The sequence below is a fragment of the Acinetobacter terrae genome (assembly GCF_002135195.1).
Lineage (GTDB): Bacteria > Pseudomonadota > Gammaproteobacteria > Pseudomonadales > Moraxellaceae > Acinetobacter > Acinetobacter terrae.
Window position 1 is genome coordinate 92,200 of the sequence record NZ_NEGF01000011.1, and the last position, 17,675, is coordinate 109,874.

Sequence of the window (17,675 nt, forward strand, 5' to 3'; positions counted from 1 at the left end):
GGGAGTACAAAATGTATAAAATTCTAGCTGGATTCGGGTCAATCGTACGTTCATTGTGGATGGTTTTTAGCCACGTGACACGTAAACGTGACACCATTTTATATCCAGAAGTACCAGGTGAACAAATTGTTCCGCCGCGTTTCCGTGGTCGTATTGTATTAACACGTGACCCAGATGGCGAAGAGCGCTGTGTCGCATGTAACTTATGTGCGGTTGCTTGTCCGGTGGGCTGTATTTCACTACAAAAAGCAGAAAAAGAAGATGGTCGTTGGTATCCGGAGTTTTTCCGTATCAACTTCTCTCGTTGCATTTTCTGCGGTATGTGTGAAGAAGCATGTCCAACGACTGCAATTCAGATGACACCAGATTTCGAATTAGGCGAATACGTTCGTCAAGACTTGGTTTATGAGAAAGAAAACTTGCTCATTTCAGGTCCTGGTAAATATCCTGACTACAACTTCTACCGCGTATCCGGTATGGCTGTAGCAGGTAAAGATAAAGGTCAAGCACAACGCGAAAGCGCGCCTGTTGACGTACGGAGCTTATTACCATGATGTGGCCATTTTATTTGATGGCACTTGTGGCCATTGTCTCTACGATTCGCGTTGTCACCAACGCGAATCCTGTACATGCATTGCTTAGCTTGATCGTTTCATTGCTTGCAGTTGCAGGTATGTTCATGATCGTCGGTGCACCATTCGCTGGTGCGCTGGAAATTATTGTTTATGCCGGCGCGATCATGGTGTTGTTCGTGTTTGTGGTGATGATGCTGAATCTGGGTCAACATACGGTTGATCAGGAACGTAAGTGGCTTACTTCATCTGCATGGGCATATCCTGCAATGGTGAGTTTCCTTATGGGCTTAGTGCTTGTCTGGATGCTCGGTTCAGATTACACCACTGCTGGTCCTGTCATGGGCACAGAAGTGATTGGACCTAAAGCTGTTGGTACAGCGCTCTTTACTCACTACTTACTATTGGTAGAAGTTGCCGCGATGTTATTGCTTGCAGCCTTGGTTGCAGCATTCCATTTAGGTAAACGTGAACCAAGTGCAGAAAAGGAAAAAGAATAATGGGCAACATCCCTTTAGAACATGGTTTGATCGTTGCAACCATTCTTTTTGCACTCGGTTTTTACGGTGTAATGGTGCGACGCAACCTATTATTTATGTTAATGAGCCTTGAAGTGATGATGAACGCAGCTGCACTTGCGTTTGTTTTAGCGGGTAGCGCATGGTTACAACCAGATGGACAGATCATGTTCATCTTGATTTTAACCCTTGCTGCTGCAGAGGCATGTATTGGTCTTGCGATCGTCCTTCAGTTCTACCATCGCTTCCATCATTTGGATGTGGATGCTGCTAGTGAGATGCGCGGATGAGTTATTTATATTTAACAGTATTATTTCCGCTCATTGGTTTTATCCTTTTAGCGGCGGGGCGTAACAAGCTTCCTGAAAGTGTGGCAGCCATTATTGGGGTAGGTTCAGTAGGTCTTTCTGCTTTATTTGCTTTAATCGCTGGTATGGGCTTTGTCGAGAATGGCTCAGTGGCTCAAGTTCAACATCTTTGGACTTGGTTCAACGTGGGTGGTTTAGCACCGGGCATGAGCTTGCATCTAGACGGTCTATCATTACTGATGATGGGCATGGTGACGGGTGTAGGTTTCTTAATCCACATCTTTGCATCATGGTACATGCATGGTGATGAAGACTTTGCACGTTTCTTCTCATACTTCAACCTGTTCGTAGCGAGCATGTTGTTATTGGTCCTTGGCGATAACCTGGCGTTATTGTTCTTGGGTTGGGAAGGCGTTGGTCTTTGCTCATACTTGCTGATTGGTTACTACTACCAGAAACCTGAAAATGGTTTTGCGGCAATCAAGGCATTTACCGTAACCCGTATCGGTGACGTATTCTTGCTGATCGCATTGTTCTTGCTTTACCAACAATTTGGTACTTTGCATATCGGAACAATCGTTGCCAATGCACCTCAAGTTTTAGCGGGTGATCATTCACTTGCGATCTGGACATCTTTAATGTTGTTCTTGGGTGCTGCCGGTAAATCTGCTCAAATTCCATTACAAACATGGTTAGCCGATGCGATGGCAGGTCCTACACCTGTTTCTGCATTGATCCATGCTGCAACAATGGTCACTGCAGGTATTTACCTGTGCTGCCGTATGTTCTCTGTATTTGAAATGACACCTGAAGTGATGATGTTCATCTCGATTACGGGTGCGGTAACATTGATTGTTGCTGGTTTTGCTGCATTGGTTCAAACAGACATCAAACGTATTTTGGCTTACTCAACCATGAGTCAGCTCGGTTATATGTTTATGGCTGTCGGTGCTGAAGCTTATCAAGCAGGCTTATTCCACATGCTTTCACACGCATTCTTCAAGGCATTATTGTTCTTGTCGTCTGGTGCGGTGATTATGGCTTACCACCACGAACAAAACATCTTCAAAATGGGTGGCTTGTTTAAACATAACAAATTCTTGTTTGCCTGCTTCGCGATTGGTGGCGGTGCATTGGCTGCAATTCCATTCTTGACCATCGGTTTCTTCTCGAAAGATGCGATCCTTGGTGCAGTTTGGGCACAAAGCCACATTGCAAATCTTCCTGTATATAACAGCTTGTACTGGGTCGGTGTTGCTGGTGCGTTCTTAACTTCAATCTATACATTCCGTTTAATCTGGGTTGTATTCTTTGGTAAAGAAAACACACCGTATCACGAAATCAAAGGTGCGACTTATTGGGCTCCGTTGGGTATCTTGGCGGTACTTTCAACTGGTTTGGCTTACTTCTTAAAAGCACCAGTAGAAGCAATTTTAAACTCTGCGAAAATTCCGGCGTTTATTATTCCTGAAGCACTGGAATCAGGTGTACACGGTGCTGAATATACAGCAGTCGGTATTGCACTTGCCGGTCTTGTAGTGGGCGTGATCCTATTTGCCTTTGCTTACAAAGCCGTTAAAGCTTTTGCAGAAACTACATTAGGTGCGGGTCTTGCCAATATTTGCCGTAATGCACTTGGTTTTGATGCGTTGTATAACATCGTATTTGTAAAACCATATTTGCTTATCGCGAAAATTTTAGGTCGTGATCCAATTGATGGTTTGTGGTTAGTGCTTCCTGCCATTGTTAAAGGTGGTCATAGCTTCACAAGCTCACGTCAAACAGGTTCATTGCGTGAATACGCATCAAGTATGTCACTCGGTGTAGTGGTATTGCTGATGATCTTGATCGTGATTCAGGTAGTGGGGAAATAAGATGGAAATCACAAACAACTGGATTTTACCCGCGCTGATCCTGGTACCGTTCATTGCAGGTTTTATTTGCTGGTTAGTCGACAAGTTCGATGACAAATTGCCACGTTATATTGCCTTGATCGGTATGCTCATCACTTTGGGTTTAACTGTTTCGCTGTGGCAATCGGGTACTTATAACTATGAATTAGGCGCTAAAGTTCCGACTTGGTCTGCCGAATTCATGCTGCCTTGGATTCAAACCCTCGGCATTAACATTCACTTAGCGGTGGATGGTCTTTCACTTCTTATGGTCGGCTTGACTGCATTACTGGGTGTACTTGCAGTTGGATGTTCATGGGGTGAGATTCAAAAGAACGTTGGCTTCTTCCACTTAAACCTTTTATGGTCTTTGGGGGGGGTGATCGGTGTATTCTTAGCGATTGACTTGTTCCTGTTCTTCTTCTTCTGGGAGATGATGCTTGTACCAATCTACTTCCTGATTGCGTTATGGGGTCATAAGGGCGCGGACAACAAATCACGTGTATATGCAGCGACCAAGTTCTTCATCTATACCCAAGTAGCAGGTTTAATCATGCTCATCGGTATCCTAGGCCTCGTGGTTTACGGTTACATGATGACAGGCATGATCGGATTTGATTACAACTACTTGTTAGGTGTGGCGAATACGCTTGATGCACAGTTACCATCAGTGGCTTATGCCTTGATGCTTTGTATGTTCATTGGTTTCGCTGTAAAACTTCCAGTGTTCCCATTGCACGGCTGGTTACCAGATGCGCATGCTCAAGCTCCGACAGCAGGTTCTGTCGACTTGGCAGGTATCTTGATTAAGACAGCTGCATACGGTTTGCTTCGTTTCGTTATTCCGTTCTTCCCGGCGGCTTCTGCACAGTTTGCAGACATCGCGATCATCTTCGGTTTAATTGGTGTGTTCTACGGCGCTTGGTGTGCTTTCCAACAAACCGATATGAAACGTTTACTGGCTTACACATCTATTTCGCACATGGGCTTTGTGTTGCTTGCACTTTACGCAGGTAATATCTTAACGTTCCAAGGCTTAATGATCATGATGTTGGCACATGGTATTTCATCTGCTGCATTGTTCATTATGTGTGGTCAAGTGTATGAACGTTTACATACCCGTGACTTGCGTAAAATGGGCGGTATTCGTGGTCAGTTCCAATACCTTCCATTCTTCTTGATGTTCTTTGTTGCGGCCCTTGTGGGTATTCCCGGTCTAGGTAACTTTATTGGTGAATTCCTGATTCTTATGGGTTCATTCCAAAAATTCCCAACTTTTACCATTTTGGCAGCAATCAGCTTGGTGTTGGCAGGTCTTTATGGCTTGATCCTTATCCACAAAGCAATGTTTGGTACGCCAAACGAAGAGCAAAAACAACATTATACAAACCCACTGAAAGACTTGAATTCACGTGAGATTGTTATTTTGTTGGTTTGTGCCGTTGCTCTACTATGGCTTGGTATCTACCCACAAAGCTTCCTTGATATTTCAAATTCAAGCATGGCGTGGTTAGCAAATAGCTATATCCCAGTTCAAGAAGTTGTCGATGCGACTCAACAAGTCGTATCGCAACAAAATGTGGAGATCCAATAAGCCATGAACTTCACAATGTCATTTTCTGAGCTTATGCCATTAGCTCCTGTGATGATCGTGGCTTTAACTGCGATCGTTGTGATGCTTCTTATTGCAATTAAACGTAACCATAATTTAATTGCAACAGCATCTGTAGTGGGCTTAAACCTTGCTTTGGTATATATCCTATTCGCTATGTTTGGTGGGGCATTTGCACCATCGAACGTGATGGGCATGTTTATGGTTGATCCATTTAGCATGCTTTATCAACTGGTGATTATTGTTGCGGCGCTTGCTTGCTGTACCTTGTCACACGCTTATATTGAAAACTACAAAGATAACCGTGAAGAACTGTATATCTTGATGTTGTGCTCGGTTGCGGGTGCAATGCTCATGGTTGCAAGCTCTCACTATGCATCTTTCTTCATTAGCCTTGAGCTGATGTCGATTCCTGTATACGGTCTGTTGGCATACACGCATCAACGCTCACGCTCTTTAGAAGCAGGTATCAAATACCTGGTTCTTTCAGCAACTGCTTCTGCAATGTTGTTGATGGGTATGGCATATATCTATGCGTATACCGGTTCATTGTCTTTCTATGACAATGTTCAAGCGTTAATGCAAGCGATCCAGCAACCGATGGTGATTTTAGGTTTAGGCTTAATCATCTGTGCTGTTGCATTTAAATTGTCTCTTGCTCCGTTCCACAAATGGACGCCAGACGTTTATGCAGGTGCACCAGCGCCAATCGCAACATTCCTTGCGACTGTTGCGAAAGTTGCAACCATCGGTTTGTTTGTACGTTATTTACTTTCTTCAGGCGCAATCCTGATTGATTCAATCGTAACCATCATCACGATTATTGCGGTGCTTTCAATCTTGGTGGGTAACTTCCTTGCGGTACGTCAAGTCAACTTGAAACGTATCTTGGGTTACTCTTCAATTGCACACTTTGGTTATTTGTTGATTGGTTTAATCAGCATGACTTACGCAAGCCTTGGCAACGTAACGGTTTATGTGATCACTTATGTGTTGACAACGATTGGTGCGTTCGGTGTGGTCGCGTTAATGTCGAGCCCGTACAACAATGACAATGAAGCAGAAAGTCTGGCGGATTACCGTGGTTTGTTCTGGCGTCGTCCAATCCTGACAGCAACTTTAACTGTCATGATGTTATCTCTTGCCGGTATTCCACTGACTGCGGGCTTCATTGGTAAGTTCTTGGTAGTAATGGCTGCGGTAACAACGCAACATTGGTTCCTTGCTGCAATGATCATCGTTGGTTCTGGTATTGGTTTGTATTACTACCTCCGTGTGATGGTGGTGATGTACATGACTCCGCCAGATACGCCACGTATTGATGCTGATAAACATTGGGGTCAAAAAGTGGGTGGTATTATGGTGCTTGCTGCTGCATTGGCTGTATTGGTTATTGGTATTTACCCAGACCCAATCATCAAGTTAGCGCTTCAAGCAGAGATTTTATCTCCACTGCATTTCATGCTTTCTCAGCAGTAATCTAAAAAAACGATTAATTTTAACCAAAAAGCCTCCTAAGTTAGGGGGCTTTTTGGTTTATAAGAGCTATAAAAAACATTTATAATAGAAGTAATTTTATCTCATCTTTTAGGTGTTCTCCCGTGGCTATTCATGAAATCCGTCATCCGCTCATTCGACATAAACTTGGTTTGCTACGCCGTGCAGACATTAGTACAAAAAATTTCCGCGAATTAGCACAAGAAGTCACCATGCTTCTGACTTATGAAGCAACCAAAGATTTGCCGGTATGTGACCATGAAATTGATGGCTGGAACGGTAAAGTAACGGTAGATCGTATTGTCGGTAAAAAAATTACCGTTGTGCCAATTTTACGTGCCGGTATTGGCATGTTAGATGGTTTCTTAAATCTTATTCCAAGTGCAAAAGTATCGGTTCTTGGTTTAGAACGTGATGAAAAAACTTTAGAAGCACGTACTTACTACAAAAAATTGGTACCAGATGTGCAAAACCGTCTTGCGATGATTATTGATCCAATGTTAGCGACAGGTTCATCACTGGTTGCTGCTATTGATGTATTGAAAGCAAGTGGCTGTAAAGATATTCGTGTCATGGTCTTGGTTGCTGCACCGGAAGGGATTAAACGTGTTCAAGCGGCTCATCCTGATGTCATTATCTTTACCGCATCCATTGATGATGGTTTGAATGAAAATGGTTATATCGTTCCCGGTCTTGGCGATGCTGGCGATAAAATCTTTGGTTCTGTACAAAAAGATTAATTGATCTTTTTAAAAGATCAAAAATAGAGGCTTTACGCCTCTTTTTTTATATACTGTAGTAATAGCGTTTACAGATTAGAGTAAAGTTCATGAAATTAGAATATAGATTCGGCAAAGTATTCAAATACAATCCTGAAAAAGGATTCGGTTTTATTTCAATGGCAGGCGAAGATATATTTTTCCATATCTCAGATTTTGCCACAGCCACAGAGGTTGAGCCAAAACGCAATGAAAAAGTAAAATTTGTGCTTGAAGAAAATGGCGAGAAGATGAAAGCAACACGTATTGAGCGTGTTGATCCAAATCCAGCCAAAACCAAACAGAAAAAAATATTGGAACACAATGAAGCCATTTCAACAGCGTTGTTATCAAACTTCAAACGTTGATTGAATAAATTTTCGTCATATAATTGTTTTATTTAGATGATTAAAATGCTCATTAAAAAGCGCCATTTAGGCGCTTTTTTTATTACAATTACCTGCATAAGATTTAAACAATAAGAGATTGAAATGTTTACTGAGGGGAAAATTAAAAGCTACATTACTGAGCGTGGCTTTGGATTTATTACAATTGATGGGGAGTCGAAAGATTTATTTTTTCATATCAAGGATTTTCCCAATAAAAGTGTCGAACCTAAAATAGGGGAAAATTTAAAGTTTCGTATTGTCGAAGATAACGGCAAATTAAAAGCTGATCAGATTGTTCGTTTAGATTTAAAGCAGAACACAGCAGATTTAGAAGCACATCCACCACAACGTTCTTATGCGAATCACAATGCTTCGCCACGTTTTAATAAACGTAGCTCTAAAGGTGGTATTTTCACGATTGTTGGGCTAATCGTTATCGCTGTGCTGGCAGTGTTGGTTTATAACAAATATCAAGATTATAGACACGCCCAACAATTGAAAGCACAACAATTGATTGAACAACAGGCACAAATTGTGGAACAGCAGCGAGAAGCTTTGGGGGATTTGCCGGAAGAGGTACTGTCTGAACAGGGGCAGCGTAATCTGGAAGATCAAACATATTCGACTAATAAACCACGTTCAGAAAAAGTCAGTGCCAGTATTGATAAACAAAATGGTGTGCAACATCAGCAGTCTTCACAATTTAAGTGTGATGGACGTACTCATTGTTCACAAATGCGTTCTTATGAAGAAGCAGTCTTCTTTATTAGAAATTGTCCGGGCACCGAAATGGATGGAAATCGCGATGGTGTTCCATGTGAGCGCCAATTTGGAAAATAAAAAAAAGCGCCATTTGGCGCTTTTTAAAATCGAAATTTTATTCTTCGCAGAATTTCATAAATGCTTTTAAACCCGGACCTTGGTACTTTTGACGATGTACCAACATGAACAATGGACGAGTAAGTTGCCAGAATGGAGTTTCTAAAATGACCAACTGACCTTTTTCCAGTAAAGGTTCAATCGCCAGTTTAGAAATACATGACATCCCAATACCGCCAGCCACAATTTTAAGAATTGCTTCATTATGACCGAGGGTTAAACGGATATTGGCATCAGGTAAATCTTTTAAAATCGCGTTATCAAAGACTTCACGGGTACCTGAACCTTCTTCACGTAAAATCCATTCTACACCTGCCACTTCAAAATCAGCAGGGGTTAATGCGCGTTCAAGCTGCGCCAGCGGATGATTTGGTGAACAGCACACCGCAAGTTCGTCATCACGCCAATGGATACATTGCAACTGTGGTAGGTGACATGAACCTTCAATCAGTGCAAGATCAAGCTGGAACTGATTCACAGCTTCAATCATCTGGCGGGTATTGCCGACTTGAAGTTGTAAATGCGCTTGTGGCTGAATTTGAAGGAAATCTGCCATCAGGTCTGGAATCAGATAATCACTAATGGTCAGCGTTGCCCCTAAGCGCAAGTCGATACTTTGTAGTTCGCCTTTTGCTGCTTGCTCAAAAGCATCACAACGACCTAAAATTTCTAAGGCTTGTGGCAAGAGATAACGACCTAAATCATTTAATTGCAAGCGTTTACCCAAACGGTCAAACAGCGGAGCGCCTAGGCCATCTTCTAAGTCCGCTAAAGCCATACTTGCAGCACTTTGGGTGAGTTTTACGGCATCACTGGCTTTGGTTACTGTGCCTTCTTGGGCGACTGCTACAAAAACAGCCAACTGGCGTAAAGTCATGCGCATGAATAGAGCCTTAACATTTAAAAAATATTAATAAATTATGTTGTCATGCTACCATGAGCGCAGTCTTTCATGCCACGTTGAAATCATGTCAATTGAAAAATTTAGCTTAGAAAAAGTCTTATCTGTACACCGTTGGACCAATACCTTATTCAGTTTTACCATGACACGACCTGCGCATTTTAAATTTACCGCAGGGCAATTCGCGCGTATTGGTTTAAAAGTGGGAGATGAGCTGGTGGTTCGGGCTTATTCTGTGGTGTCATCACCTTTTGATGAAATCTTGGAATTCTTTTCAATTGTGGTTCCAGAGGGTGCCTTCACTTCGAATTTGCAACATCTGCAAGTCGGCGATGGATTGTACTTGGAAAAAATACCGTATGGTTTCTTAACGCTGGCACGTTATCAGCTTCCGTTACCGAATGATTTGTGGCTACTCGCTACGGGCACAGGCTTGGCACCATTTTTATCCATGCTGCAAGATTTCGACACATGGTCTAAATATCAAAAGATTAATCTGGTTTATAGTGTACGAACCGAAGCTGAACTGGCTTATGTAGAGCGTATTCAGGAAATTGCAGAAACTTTTGGCGAAGGGCATAGCGGCTTTAAATTTATCCCGATTATCACCCGTGATCCAAAAGCAGCGTTACATGACCGCTTGCCTGTACTGATCGAAAATGGTGAATTAGAAAAAGCGGCAGGTGTACAATTTAATGTTGAAACCAGTCACGTCATGCTCTGCGGTAACCCACAAATGGTAGAAGACACCAAAGAAGCATTAAAGGCACGTGGGTTGACGATGAATCGCCGCGGTGAAGGTAATATTGCAGTCGAAAATTATTGGTAGAGTAGGTAAATGATTTTACTCCCTCTCCCTGAGGGGGAGGGTTGGGGTGAGGGGTACTTAGGAGTACAGCTCAGAAAAGAGATTATTTTTCTTTCTTCTTTTTAAAGGTGAGCAATACTTTTACGTAAGGGGATATAGATTTAATAGACCTCTTTCTTGCGGAATATATTCCTCATCTCCTATAAGGATAGGGAACTTGGAAATCCTCCCCAAATCCCTCCTCAGGGAAGACCAAGCATAAAAAATCCCTCATTAAAGAGGGATATATAAATCAAATCTAATAATTATCATTAATGTACAAACATATCGATATATTCACGAATTTCTTGAATCGCGGTTTCAACGTCCGAAGTCAGCCAGGTCGGTTCAAACAGACCAGAATAATGTTCAAGACGATCTTGTGGAACCACCAAACGAATTGGGCATTCTTCTTCCAATAAACGCCAAGGAATGATCGGCACTTCATTGTCTAAAAAAGGTGCGATATTACGAATATCAATCACCATCGCGTTAATGCATTCAGGGAAAGGCATCACTGAAAGCTCTTCTGTACGACGACGAAAATACTCTAGATCACCCCATTTAAGCACGTAACTGGGTTTATTAAATTCAATAATCCCAATGAGATGTTCATCACGAGTGTAATGCAAGCTACATTGATGAGTGACATCAGTGTCCAGATCAAGCGTTACAGATTGCTGTCGATACGCCATAAAGTTAAGCAGCATGAAAAAAAAGGTGCATAATTATAGCTCATTTTAGCTGTTTCAGCACCTAAAGCCAGATTCATCTTCATTCAAGATTAAAGATAAAAATCCGCTGCACTTATTTTCATACTCCAGTTGCTTAAACCGCTTTTTACCAAAGTTTAAAAATTGGTATGGCTTATGCATAACGCTCTTATTGATTAAATAAAATAAGAGGTGCGTATGTCAGAGGTTAAAGATGTCATCGAGAATACCCCGATAGCGGGAAATACAGCAGAAGAATACTTTGCCCAAAGACAATTAAAAAAAGGTGCAGTCGGCTGGTTGTTGTTGGTCGGTCTGGGTGTGGCTTATGTGATTTCGGGTGACTTTGCCGGTTGGAATTTCGGTCTGGCTCAAGGTGGCTGGGGTGGCATGTTCATTGCCACGGTGATCGTGGCTGTTATGTACCTTTGCATGTGTCTGGCGATGTCGGAAATGTCAACTATGTTGCCTACAGCTGGTGGTGGTTACAGTTTTGCACGTACTGCATTTGGTCCCTTAGGCGGCTATCTCACAGGAACTGCGATTCTTATTGAATATGCCATTGCCCCTGCAGCGATTGCCTGTTTCATTGGCGCTTATTGCGAGTCGCTATTTGGCATTGGTGGCTGGGTTATTTATCTGGTTTGTTATTTATTGTTTATGGGAATGCATTTAAAAGGTGCAGGTGAAGCATTAAAAATCATTTTTATGATTACCGCCGTTGCCGCTGTCGCCTTATTGGTGTTTATTTTCGCCATGGCGCCACATTTCAATAGTGAAAATTTATTCAACATTGCAGTAAATACTGAGGCAGTCGGTTCCAGCTCATTGTTACCATTAGGATATTTAGGTATTTGGGCAGCAGTACCATACGCAATTTGGTTTTTCCTTGCAGTAGAAGGCGTACCTTTAGCCGCTGAAGAAGCCAAAGAACCACATAAATCCTTACCGCGTGGCTTAATTGGTTCCATGGTCATCCTTGCCATTTTTGCATTGAGTATTTTGGTTTTAGGGACTGGTGCAGCGGGTGCAGATACTTTGAAAAATTCAGGTGCACCACTGGTTGATGCTTTAAAAGCTGTTTATGGTGAAAATACCTGGCTTGCAGGTTTTGTTAATTTTGTCGGTTTGGCCGGGTTAATTGCAAGTTTCTTTTCTATTATTTATGCCTACTCTCGTCAAGTTTTCGCGCTGTCACGTGCCGGTTATTTACCGAAAAAACTCTCTTTAACAAATAACAACCATGCTCCGCATTGGGCGATTATCATTCCGGGTATTATTGGTTTTATGCTGTCTTTAACCGGAGAAGGCGATCTGCTTATTTTGATGGCTGTTTTTGGTGCAACCATTTCTTATGTGCTGATGATGATGGCATACATTAAACTGAAAACTTCAAAACCGGATATGCCGCGTCCGTATAAAGCACCGGGCGGGATCATCACCGCATCGATTGCTTTGATTCTGGCAGCCATTGCGGTCGTGGCAGGCTTTGTGGTTGACCCAAAAGTGTGGCTGATGGCGGCAGTAATTTATGCAGCATTTATTGTTTATTTCTTCTTATATAGCAGAAATCAATTGGTTGCCGGAACGCCAGAAGAAGAGTTTGCCAATATTCAGGCCGCGGAACAGGAACTGAAATAATAATTATAGAATCAGGAGCAATGCATCATGCTGTATCAAATCAATGTTGCCCATCATCATTATGTTTTTGCGGATTTAAAAACTTTAATGGCAAAAGCTACACCGGAACGCTCAGGTGACCAGTTGGCTAGAATTGCAGCGCAAGATGCAACAGAACGTGTCGCAGCACAGATGTGTCTGGCGGATGTTCCGCTCAAGCAATTTTTGCAAGAAGCTTTGATTGATTATGATCAAGATGAAGTGACCCGTTTAATTGTTGATGAACATGATGCCTTGGTTTTTTATCCAATTTCGCATTTTACTGTGGGGGACTTTCGCAACTGGCTGCTGAGTGAGGGTGCAACCACAGAAAAATTACAGCATTTACAAGCTGGTCTGACACCAGAAATGGTGGCTGCAGTGAGCAAGATTATGCGCAATCAGGATTTAATTCTGGTCGCCAAAAAATGCAGGGTCATCACCCAGTTTCGTAACACCATTGGTTTGGAAGGGCGATTATCAACCCGATTACAACCGAATCATCCTACCGATGATTTACTCGGTATTTCCGCTAGTATCCTAGACGGGCTGATGTACGGCAATGGTGATGCCGTGATTGGCATTAATCCAGCTACGGATAATCTTCAAAATCTTTCAGAACTGTTGAAATTACTGGATCATATTATTCATGAATATGAGATTCCGACCCAGTCTTGTGTCTTGACCCATGTCAGTTCAGGTATAGAGTTGGCCAATAAAAATATTCCAGTCGATTTAATGTTCCAGTCGATTGCGGGTTCACAAGCCGCCAATAGCGCTTTTGGAATTGACTTGAGCCTGTTACAGGAGGGTTATGAAGCCGCTTTAAGTCTAAAACGCGGCACACTGGGACAGAATGTGATGTATTTTGAAACGGGACAGGGCAGTGCCTTATCCAGTAATGCTCATCACGGGGTGGATCAACAAACGATGGAAGCCCGTGCCTATGCCGTGGCTCGGAAATATCATCCTTTTTTGATTAATACCGTGGTTGGTTTTATTGGGCCTGAATACTTGTATAACGGCAAACAGATTATTCGGGCAGGACTGGAAGATCATTTCTGTGGGAAATTACTGGGTCTGCCGATGGGCTGTGATATTTGCTATACCAACCATGCCGATGCCGATCAGGATGATATGGATGTGCTGTTAACTTTGCTGGCCAATGCCGGCATTAATTTTATTATGGGTATTCCCGGTTCAGATGATGTGATGCTGAATTATCAAACCACCTCTTTTCATGATGCTTTATACATTCGCCAGTTATTAGGTTTGCAACCTGCCCCCGAGTTTTCAGCTTGGCTTGAACAACAGGGAATTTTAAAACAGCAGTCCTCACAACTGCAATGGCCAAGCCAACTTCCAGAAAAGTTTTCCCATTTAATCCTGTCATGAGTCGAGGGTTTAAGAATGAAAGTTCAATACGATATTCAATTTCAACCAGAACTTACGCAAAATGCCTGGGAACAACTGAAACAGTTTACCGATGCCCGAATTGCCTTGGGACGCGTTGGTGGCAGTCAACCGACCAAGCCTTCATTGGAATTTCAACTGGCACATGCGCAGGCCAAAGATGCAGTTTTAAAAGTTCTTGATGTTCAGGCATTAGTAGAACAATTGGTGAAACCGAACATCGATATTTTGCAGATTTCCAGTTGTGCAGAAGATAAAGATCTTTATTTAAAACGCCCAGATTTAGGTCGGGAACTGTCGGAAGCATCCAGACAATTATTAAAACAATATCAACAGCAACATCAAACTGAATATGATGTGGTGATTGTGACGGGTGATGGTTTATCTGCACGTGCCATTGAAGATAATGCGCCACATTTTATTGCAGAATTACACCAGTCTTGCATCAATGAAGGTTGGTCTATCGCACCTCTGGTCATTGCAACGGGAAGTCGTGTGGCATTGGGTGATGAAGTCGCGCAGATTCTAAACGCCAAAATATTGGTGATGCTGATCGGTGAACGCCCAGGTCTGAGTTCACCCGACAGTATGGGGATTTACTACACTTGGAATGCCTATAAAGGTTGCCATGATGCCATGCGTAATTGTATTTCCAATGTTCGTCCTGCTGGGTTGTCTGAACAAATCGCCATTCAGCGTTTAATGGCACTGATGAGAAAATCACGACAATTGCAAATTTCTGGTGTCAAACTGAAAGATGAACATGAGATGGTTGTGGAGTCAGTCGCTCCAACCAATTTAAAATGGATTTTTTAAACTTAAGCTGCTTAAGTGAAATTTACATGTATTCACCATGTCACTATGCTTCTACACATAACAGAGCAACAAGTATTGCTAATATAAAAATACGGACATGACAAAAAAGAGGGGATAGGAATATGACACATGATTTCAATAAACCGCCTCATGTAATCACTCCAGAAGAAAAATCGCAGAAGAAACGTTTGCCTGTTTATATTTTAATTCTTGTGGGTGTTTTCTTTATTGCATTACTCGCTTACATGTTTGCGGATACCAAACCAGATCCTAAAGATGCCCCTCCTGGACATCCTAATCCTTCAGCCCAAACAGCGACACCGAATAATACGACAACCGGTACACCGGGTGATGAAGCAGTTGCTACCGATAAAGATACGGCCACTGCAAAAGACTATTAACTTGAAACTTAAACTCTCTTTTTATTAAAGCTCTAGTCTGAAAAGACTAGGGCTTTTGTGCAATCTAATGTGCGCTTTTGTTGTATTTGTGATGGTTTGTATTGAATAAAAAATAAGCAAATTCTAATGTGTTTTTAACCTGATGATTTTTGGTTCGGCTCACGCTCAATAGGCTTAGTCAAGATAATAAAGCGATTCATCGCCGTAAGACTTCAATAAGTAATAACAAGAGGAAATACAACATGAATGAATATTTTTCTGGAGGCCCTAGAGGGGGAGAATTTGATGCCATGTATTACTGGAATCAATTCCATCCCATTCTAGCCGCTGTTGCTATTTTATTGATTGGTTGGATTCTTGCTCTTATTATTGCAGCAGGAGTTAAAAAAGTTTTAGAAAAAATAGGAACAAATCAAAAACTTTCAAGTGCAACTGGGCATCGCTCAAATATTGAAAGTATCGTATCGCGTGTCGTATTTTGGATAGTGATGATTATTGCGGTCATAGGTGCATTAAATGTGCTTAATCTCACCAGTGTGAGTGGTCCATTTAGCAATATGATCCAGCAATTCCTATTGTTTATTCCACAGCTTTTAGCTGCAGTTGCGGTTGGATTTATTGGCTGGATTGTGGCTAATCTGGTTAAAGTAGGGATGCAAAAACTGCTTGACCGTACTAAGCTAGATGAAAAGTTGAGTGCTGATGTCGGTGTCAGTCCAATCAGTCAAAATATTAGCGATATTGTCTATTGGCTCATTTTATTGTTATTCCTGCCGATTGTATTGTCTATTTTAGGTCTCAACGGTCTGTTATTCCCGATACAGAATATGCTGAATGAAGTCGTTTCATTCTTACCCAATATTTTTATTGCTGCTGTTATTGTTTTTGTCGGTTATATCTTGGCAAAAATTGTACGCGGTATTGTAGAAGGTTTGGTTGGCAGTCTGAATTTGCAGCATGAGGCACAAAAAATTGGTTTCTTAAAAAATTCTAATTTGCCAAAAGTTCTGGGTTCATTTGTCTTCGCCATCATTATTATTACTTCCCTCATCATTGCATTTGAAGCCTTAGGTATTCAGGCCATTTCACAACCCGCGACTGCGATGTTGTATGAGATTATGAATGCCATCCCGCATATTATTGCGGCTGGTCTGATTCTAATTCTGGCCTATGTCGTTTCACGTTTCGTGGCTAATTTGGTGGTTGACGTATTGGCTGGAACAGGTGTTGATGAATTACCTGCCAAAATGGATGCACAACGCTTTTTAGGCACCACTAAAGTGTCTTGCATTGTGGGTTACATGATTGTTTTCTTTACCATGTTATTTGCAGTTTCTGAAGCAGCAAACCGCCTTGGTTTTGAACAGGTGAGTGTGCTTATTTCGATGTTTATCCAGTTCGGTGCCAATATTTTACTCGGCGCTGTTATTTTGATGATCGGTTTCTGGCTCGCAAATCTGGTCGCGAAAGTCATTGGACGTGGTGAATATAACAGTTCACGATGGTTAGCAAACTTGGTTCGTATCCTGATTATGGGCTTAGTGATTGCCATGGGCTTACGTGCAATGGGTATTGCCGATTCTATCGTGAATCTTGCCTTTGGTTTAACTTTGGGTGCTGTGGCAGTTGCATTTGCTCTAGCCTTTGGTTTAGGCGGTCGTCAGCCTGCTGAACGTGTATTGACTGACTTGATTAATCAAGCCAAAGAGAAAGCAAAACATCCTAATCCAGATTATCAACCGGATGTTCCGAAAACATCTTCAAGCGCACCACCTCCATCGACAATCGTAGAGAGTTCAACATCAACCAATGATGTGCGTCTTACTCCATCCGATAATGGTCTACAGGTCGATCCCGAACATAAGCCTTTAAATAACCCGTATGGTTCAACAGGCGAACCTGAACAAAATGTTGATATTCATCCTAAAGATGACCCTAAATAACCTATAAGTTTTGTAGCAGACCGATCACATCAATGTGGTCGGTCTTTTATTTCATATTCAAAAGGAGATCATGATGTCAAAAAAAGAACCGAATAAATTTATTGCACCGATTGTGATTGCAGGAATTACTGCAGGTTTCTTTATCAGTGCTTATAAATTTGTTTTTGCTAGAGCGAAGCAAGCACATAAACAGGCAAAGCGTGATTATTCAGAAGATAAGTCACAAGAAAACGAAAATGAAAAAATAGCTAAAAAATGATCGTTTTTCTTGGTTTTTTATGCTATTTATAAATTAACTATTTCATAGAATATAAGCATTTAGATTAATGTGGATGAAATATTGAGAATCATATCTGGATATATGAATGGTAATAATAAAAGGAGATCATGATGTTATTAAATAAAATTTTTAAGTCACTTGCGACTATGTTGAACGTTGCTGAATCTTCATCTCAGGCACAAGCAATTGCGAAAATGGATATCACAATTGCTCGTTTACAGCAGGCTAAACCTGTTGGTTTATTACATACCGATTATCTAGAATAATCGGCTTAGAA

At 41.7% G+C, this 17,675-nt stretch carries 19 protein-coding genes; 17 read left to right on the plus strand and 2 right to left on the minus strand.

Annotation, left to right across the window (positions count from 1 at the left end; all coding sequences use genetic code 11):
* The first annotated feature begins 11 nt into the window (after positions 1–11).
* From nuoI to B9T23_RS12355, 9 genes are all read left to right on the plus strand, one after another.
* The gene (gene nuoI / locus B9T23_RS12315) at positions 12–554 is read left to right on the plus strand and encodes an NADH-quinone oxidoreductase subunit NuoI (RefSeq protein ID WP_067726432.1); all 543 of its coding nucleotides are present in this window, start codon (positions 12–14) and stop codon (positions 552–554) included.
* Positions 554–1,072 (plus strand): NADH-quinone oxidoreductase subunit J, encoded by a 519-nt coding sequence (gene nuoJ, locus B9T23_RS12320; protein ID WP_171255231.1) that lies wholly within the window; start codon positions 554–556, stop codon positions 1,070–1,072. The genes nuoI and nuoJ overlap by 1 nt, the downstream gene beginning before the upstream one ends.
* Entirely contained in the window at positions 1,072–1,380 is a 309-nt protein-coding gene (gene nuoK, locus B9T23_RS12325; RefSeq protein ID WP_067726428.1) for an NADH-quinone oxidoreductase subunit NuoK, read from the plus strand. The genes nuoJ and nuoK overlap by 1 nt, the downstream gene beginning before the upstream one ends.
* Positions 1,377–3,272, plus strand: coding sequence for an NADH-quinone oxidoreductase subunit L (gene nuoL, locus B9T23_RS12330; protein ID WP_086194301.1), 1,896 nt, complete (start codon positions 1,377–1,379; stop codon positions 3,270–3,272). Before nuoK ends, nuoL begins: the two co-directional genes overlap by 4 nt.
* Positions 3,273–3,279: 7 nt before the next feature.
* Positions 3,280–4,884, plus strand: coding sequence for an NADH-quinone oxidoreductase subunit M (gene nuoM / locus B9T23_RS12335; protein ID WP_171263101.1), 1,605 nt, complete (start codon positions 3,280–3,282; stop codon positions 4,882–4,884).
* Positions 4,885–4,887: 3 nt separating this feature from the next.
* Positions 4,888–6,381, plus strand: coding sequence for an NADH-quinone oxidoreductase subunit NuoN (gene nuoN, locus B9T23_RS12340; protein WP_086194303.1), 1,494 nt, complete (start codon positions 4,888–4,890; stop codon positions 6,379–6,381).
* Positions 6,382–6,503: 122 nt separating this feature from the next.
* Positions 6,504–7,139, plus strand: coding sequence for a uracil phosphoribosyltransferase (gene upp / locus B9T23_RS12345; RefSeq protein WP_086194304.1), 636 nt, complete (start codon positions 6,504–6,506; stop codon positions 7,137–7,139).
* Positions 7,140–7,228: 89 nt separating this feature from the next.
* Positions 7,229–7,525: a cold shock domain-containing protein gene (locus B9T23_RS12350; RefSeq protein ID WP_067726417.1), complete on the plus strand. Its 297-nt coding sequence runs from the start codon at positions 7,229–7,231 to the stop codon at positions 7,523–7,525.
* A gap of 123 nt (positions 7,526–7,648) precedes the next feature.
* Positions 7,649–8,386, plus strand: coding sequence for a cold shock domain-containing protein (locus B9T23_RS12355; RefSeq protein WP_086194305.1), 738 nt, complete (start codon positions 7,649–7,651; stop codon positions 8,384–8,386).
* Between the two features lie 37 nt (positions 8,387–8,423).
* Here the strand turns inward: B9T23_RS12355 and gigC are convergent, their stop codons facing one another.
* Positions 8,424–9,308 (minus strand): LysR family transcriptional regulator GigC, encoded by an 885-nt coding sequence (gene gigC / locus B9T23_RS12360; RefSeq protein WP_086194306.1) that lies wholly within the window; start codon positions 9,306–9,308, stop codon positions 8,424–8,426.
* Between the two features lie 85 nt (positions 9,309–9,393).
* Here gigC and B9T23_RS12365 point away from each other — a divergent pair, with 85 nt between their 5' ends.
* Positions 9,394–10,155, plus strand: a complete 762-nt coding sequence (locus B9T23_RS12365) for a ferredoxin--NADP reductase (protein WP_086194307.1) — start codon at positions 9,394–9,396, stop codon at positions 10,153–10,155.
* 290 nt (positions 10,156–10,445) lie between these two features.
* On the opposite strand, the gene B9T23_RS12370 is transcribed toward B9T23_RS12365, so the two are convergent.
* The gene (locus B9T23_RS12370; protein WP_067726608.1) at positions 10,446–10,868 is read right to left on the minus strand and encodes a hypothetical protein; all 423 of its coding nucleotides are present in this window, start codon (positions 10,866–10,868) and stop codon (positions 10,446–10,448) included.
* Between the two features lie 216 nt (positions 10,869–11,084).
* Between B9T23_RS12370 and eat the strand changes: the two genes are divergently transcribed.
* The 7 genes from eat to B9T23_RS16800 all read left to right on the plus strand — a co-directional run bounded on the left by eat (position 11,085) and on the right by B9T23_RS16800 (position 17,664).
* Entirely contained in the window at positions 11,085–12,527 is a 1,443-nt protein-coding gene (eat, locus tag B9T23_RS12375) for an ethanolamine permease (protein WP_086194308.1), read from the plus strand.
* A gap of 27 nt (positions 12,528–12,554) precedes the next feature.
* On the plus strand, positions 12,555–13,940 hold the full coding sequence (locus B9T23_RS12380) for an ethanolamine ammonia-lyase subunit EutB (RefSeq protein WP_086194309.1): 1,386 nt from the start codon (positions 12,555–12,557) through the stop codon (positions 13,938–13,940).
* A 15-nt stretch (positions 13,941–13,955) separates the two neighbouring features.
* Entirely contained in the window at positions 13,956–14,774 is an 819-nt protein-coding gene (gene eutC, locus B9T23_RS12385; protein WP_086194310.1) for an ethanolamine ammonia-lyase subunit EutC, read from the plus strand.
* Positions 14,775–14,896: 122 nt separating this feature from the next.
* Positions 14,897–15,175 (plus strand): hypothetical protein, encoded by a 279-nt coding sequence (locus B9T23_RS12390; protein WP_086194311.1) that lies wholly within the window; start codon positions 14,897–14,899, stop codon positions 15,173–15,175.
* Positions 15,176–15,417: 242 nt separating this feature from the next.
* Positions 15,418–17,118, plus strand: a complete 1,701-nt coding sequence (locus B9T23_RS12395) for a mechanosensitive ion channel (RefSeq protein ID WP_086194312.1) — start codon at positions 15,418–15,420, stop codon at positions 17,116–17,118.
* Between the two features lie 73 nt (positions 17,119–17,191).
* Positions 17,192–17,377, plus strand: coding sequence for a hypothetical protein (locus B9T23_RS12400; RefSeq protein ID WP_086194313.1), 186 nt, complete (start codon positions 17,192–17,194; stop codon positions 17,375–17,377).
* A 131-nt stretch (positions 17,378–17,508) separates the two neighbouring features.
* A complete protein-coding gene (locus B9T23_RS16800) occupies positions 17,509–17,664 on the plus strand; it encodes a hypothetical protein (RefSeq protein ID WP_171263096.1) in 156 nt (51 codons plus the stop codon).
* Positions 17,665–17,675: the final 11 nt, after the last annotated feature.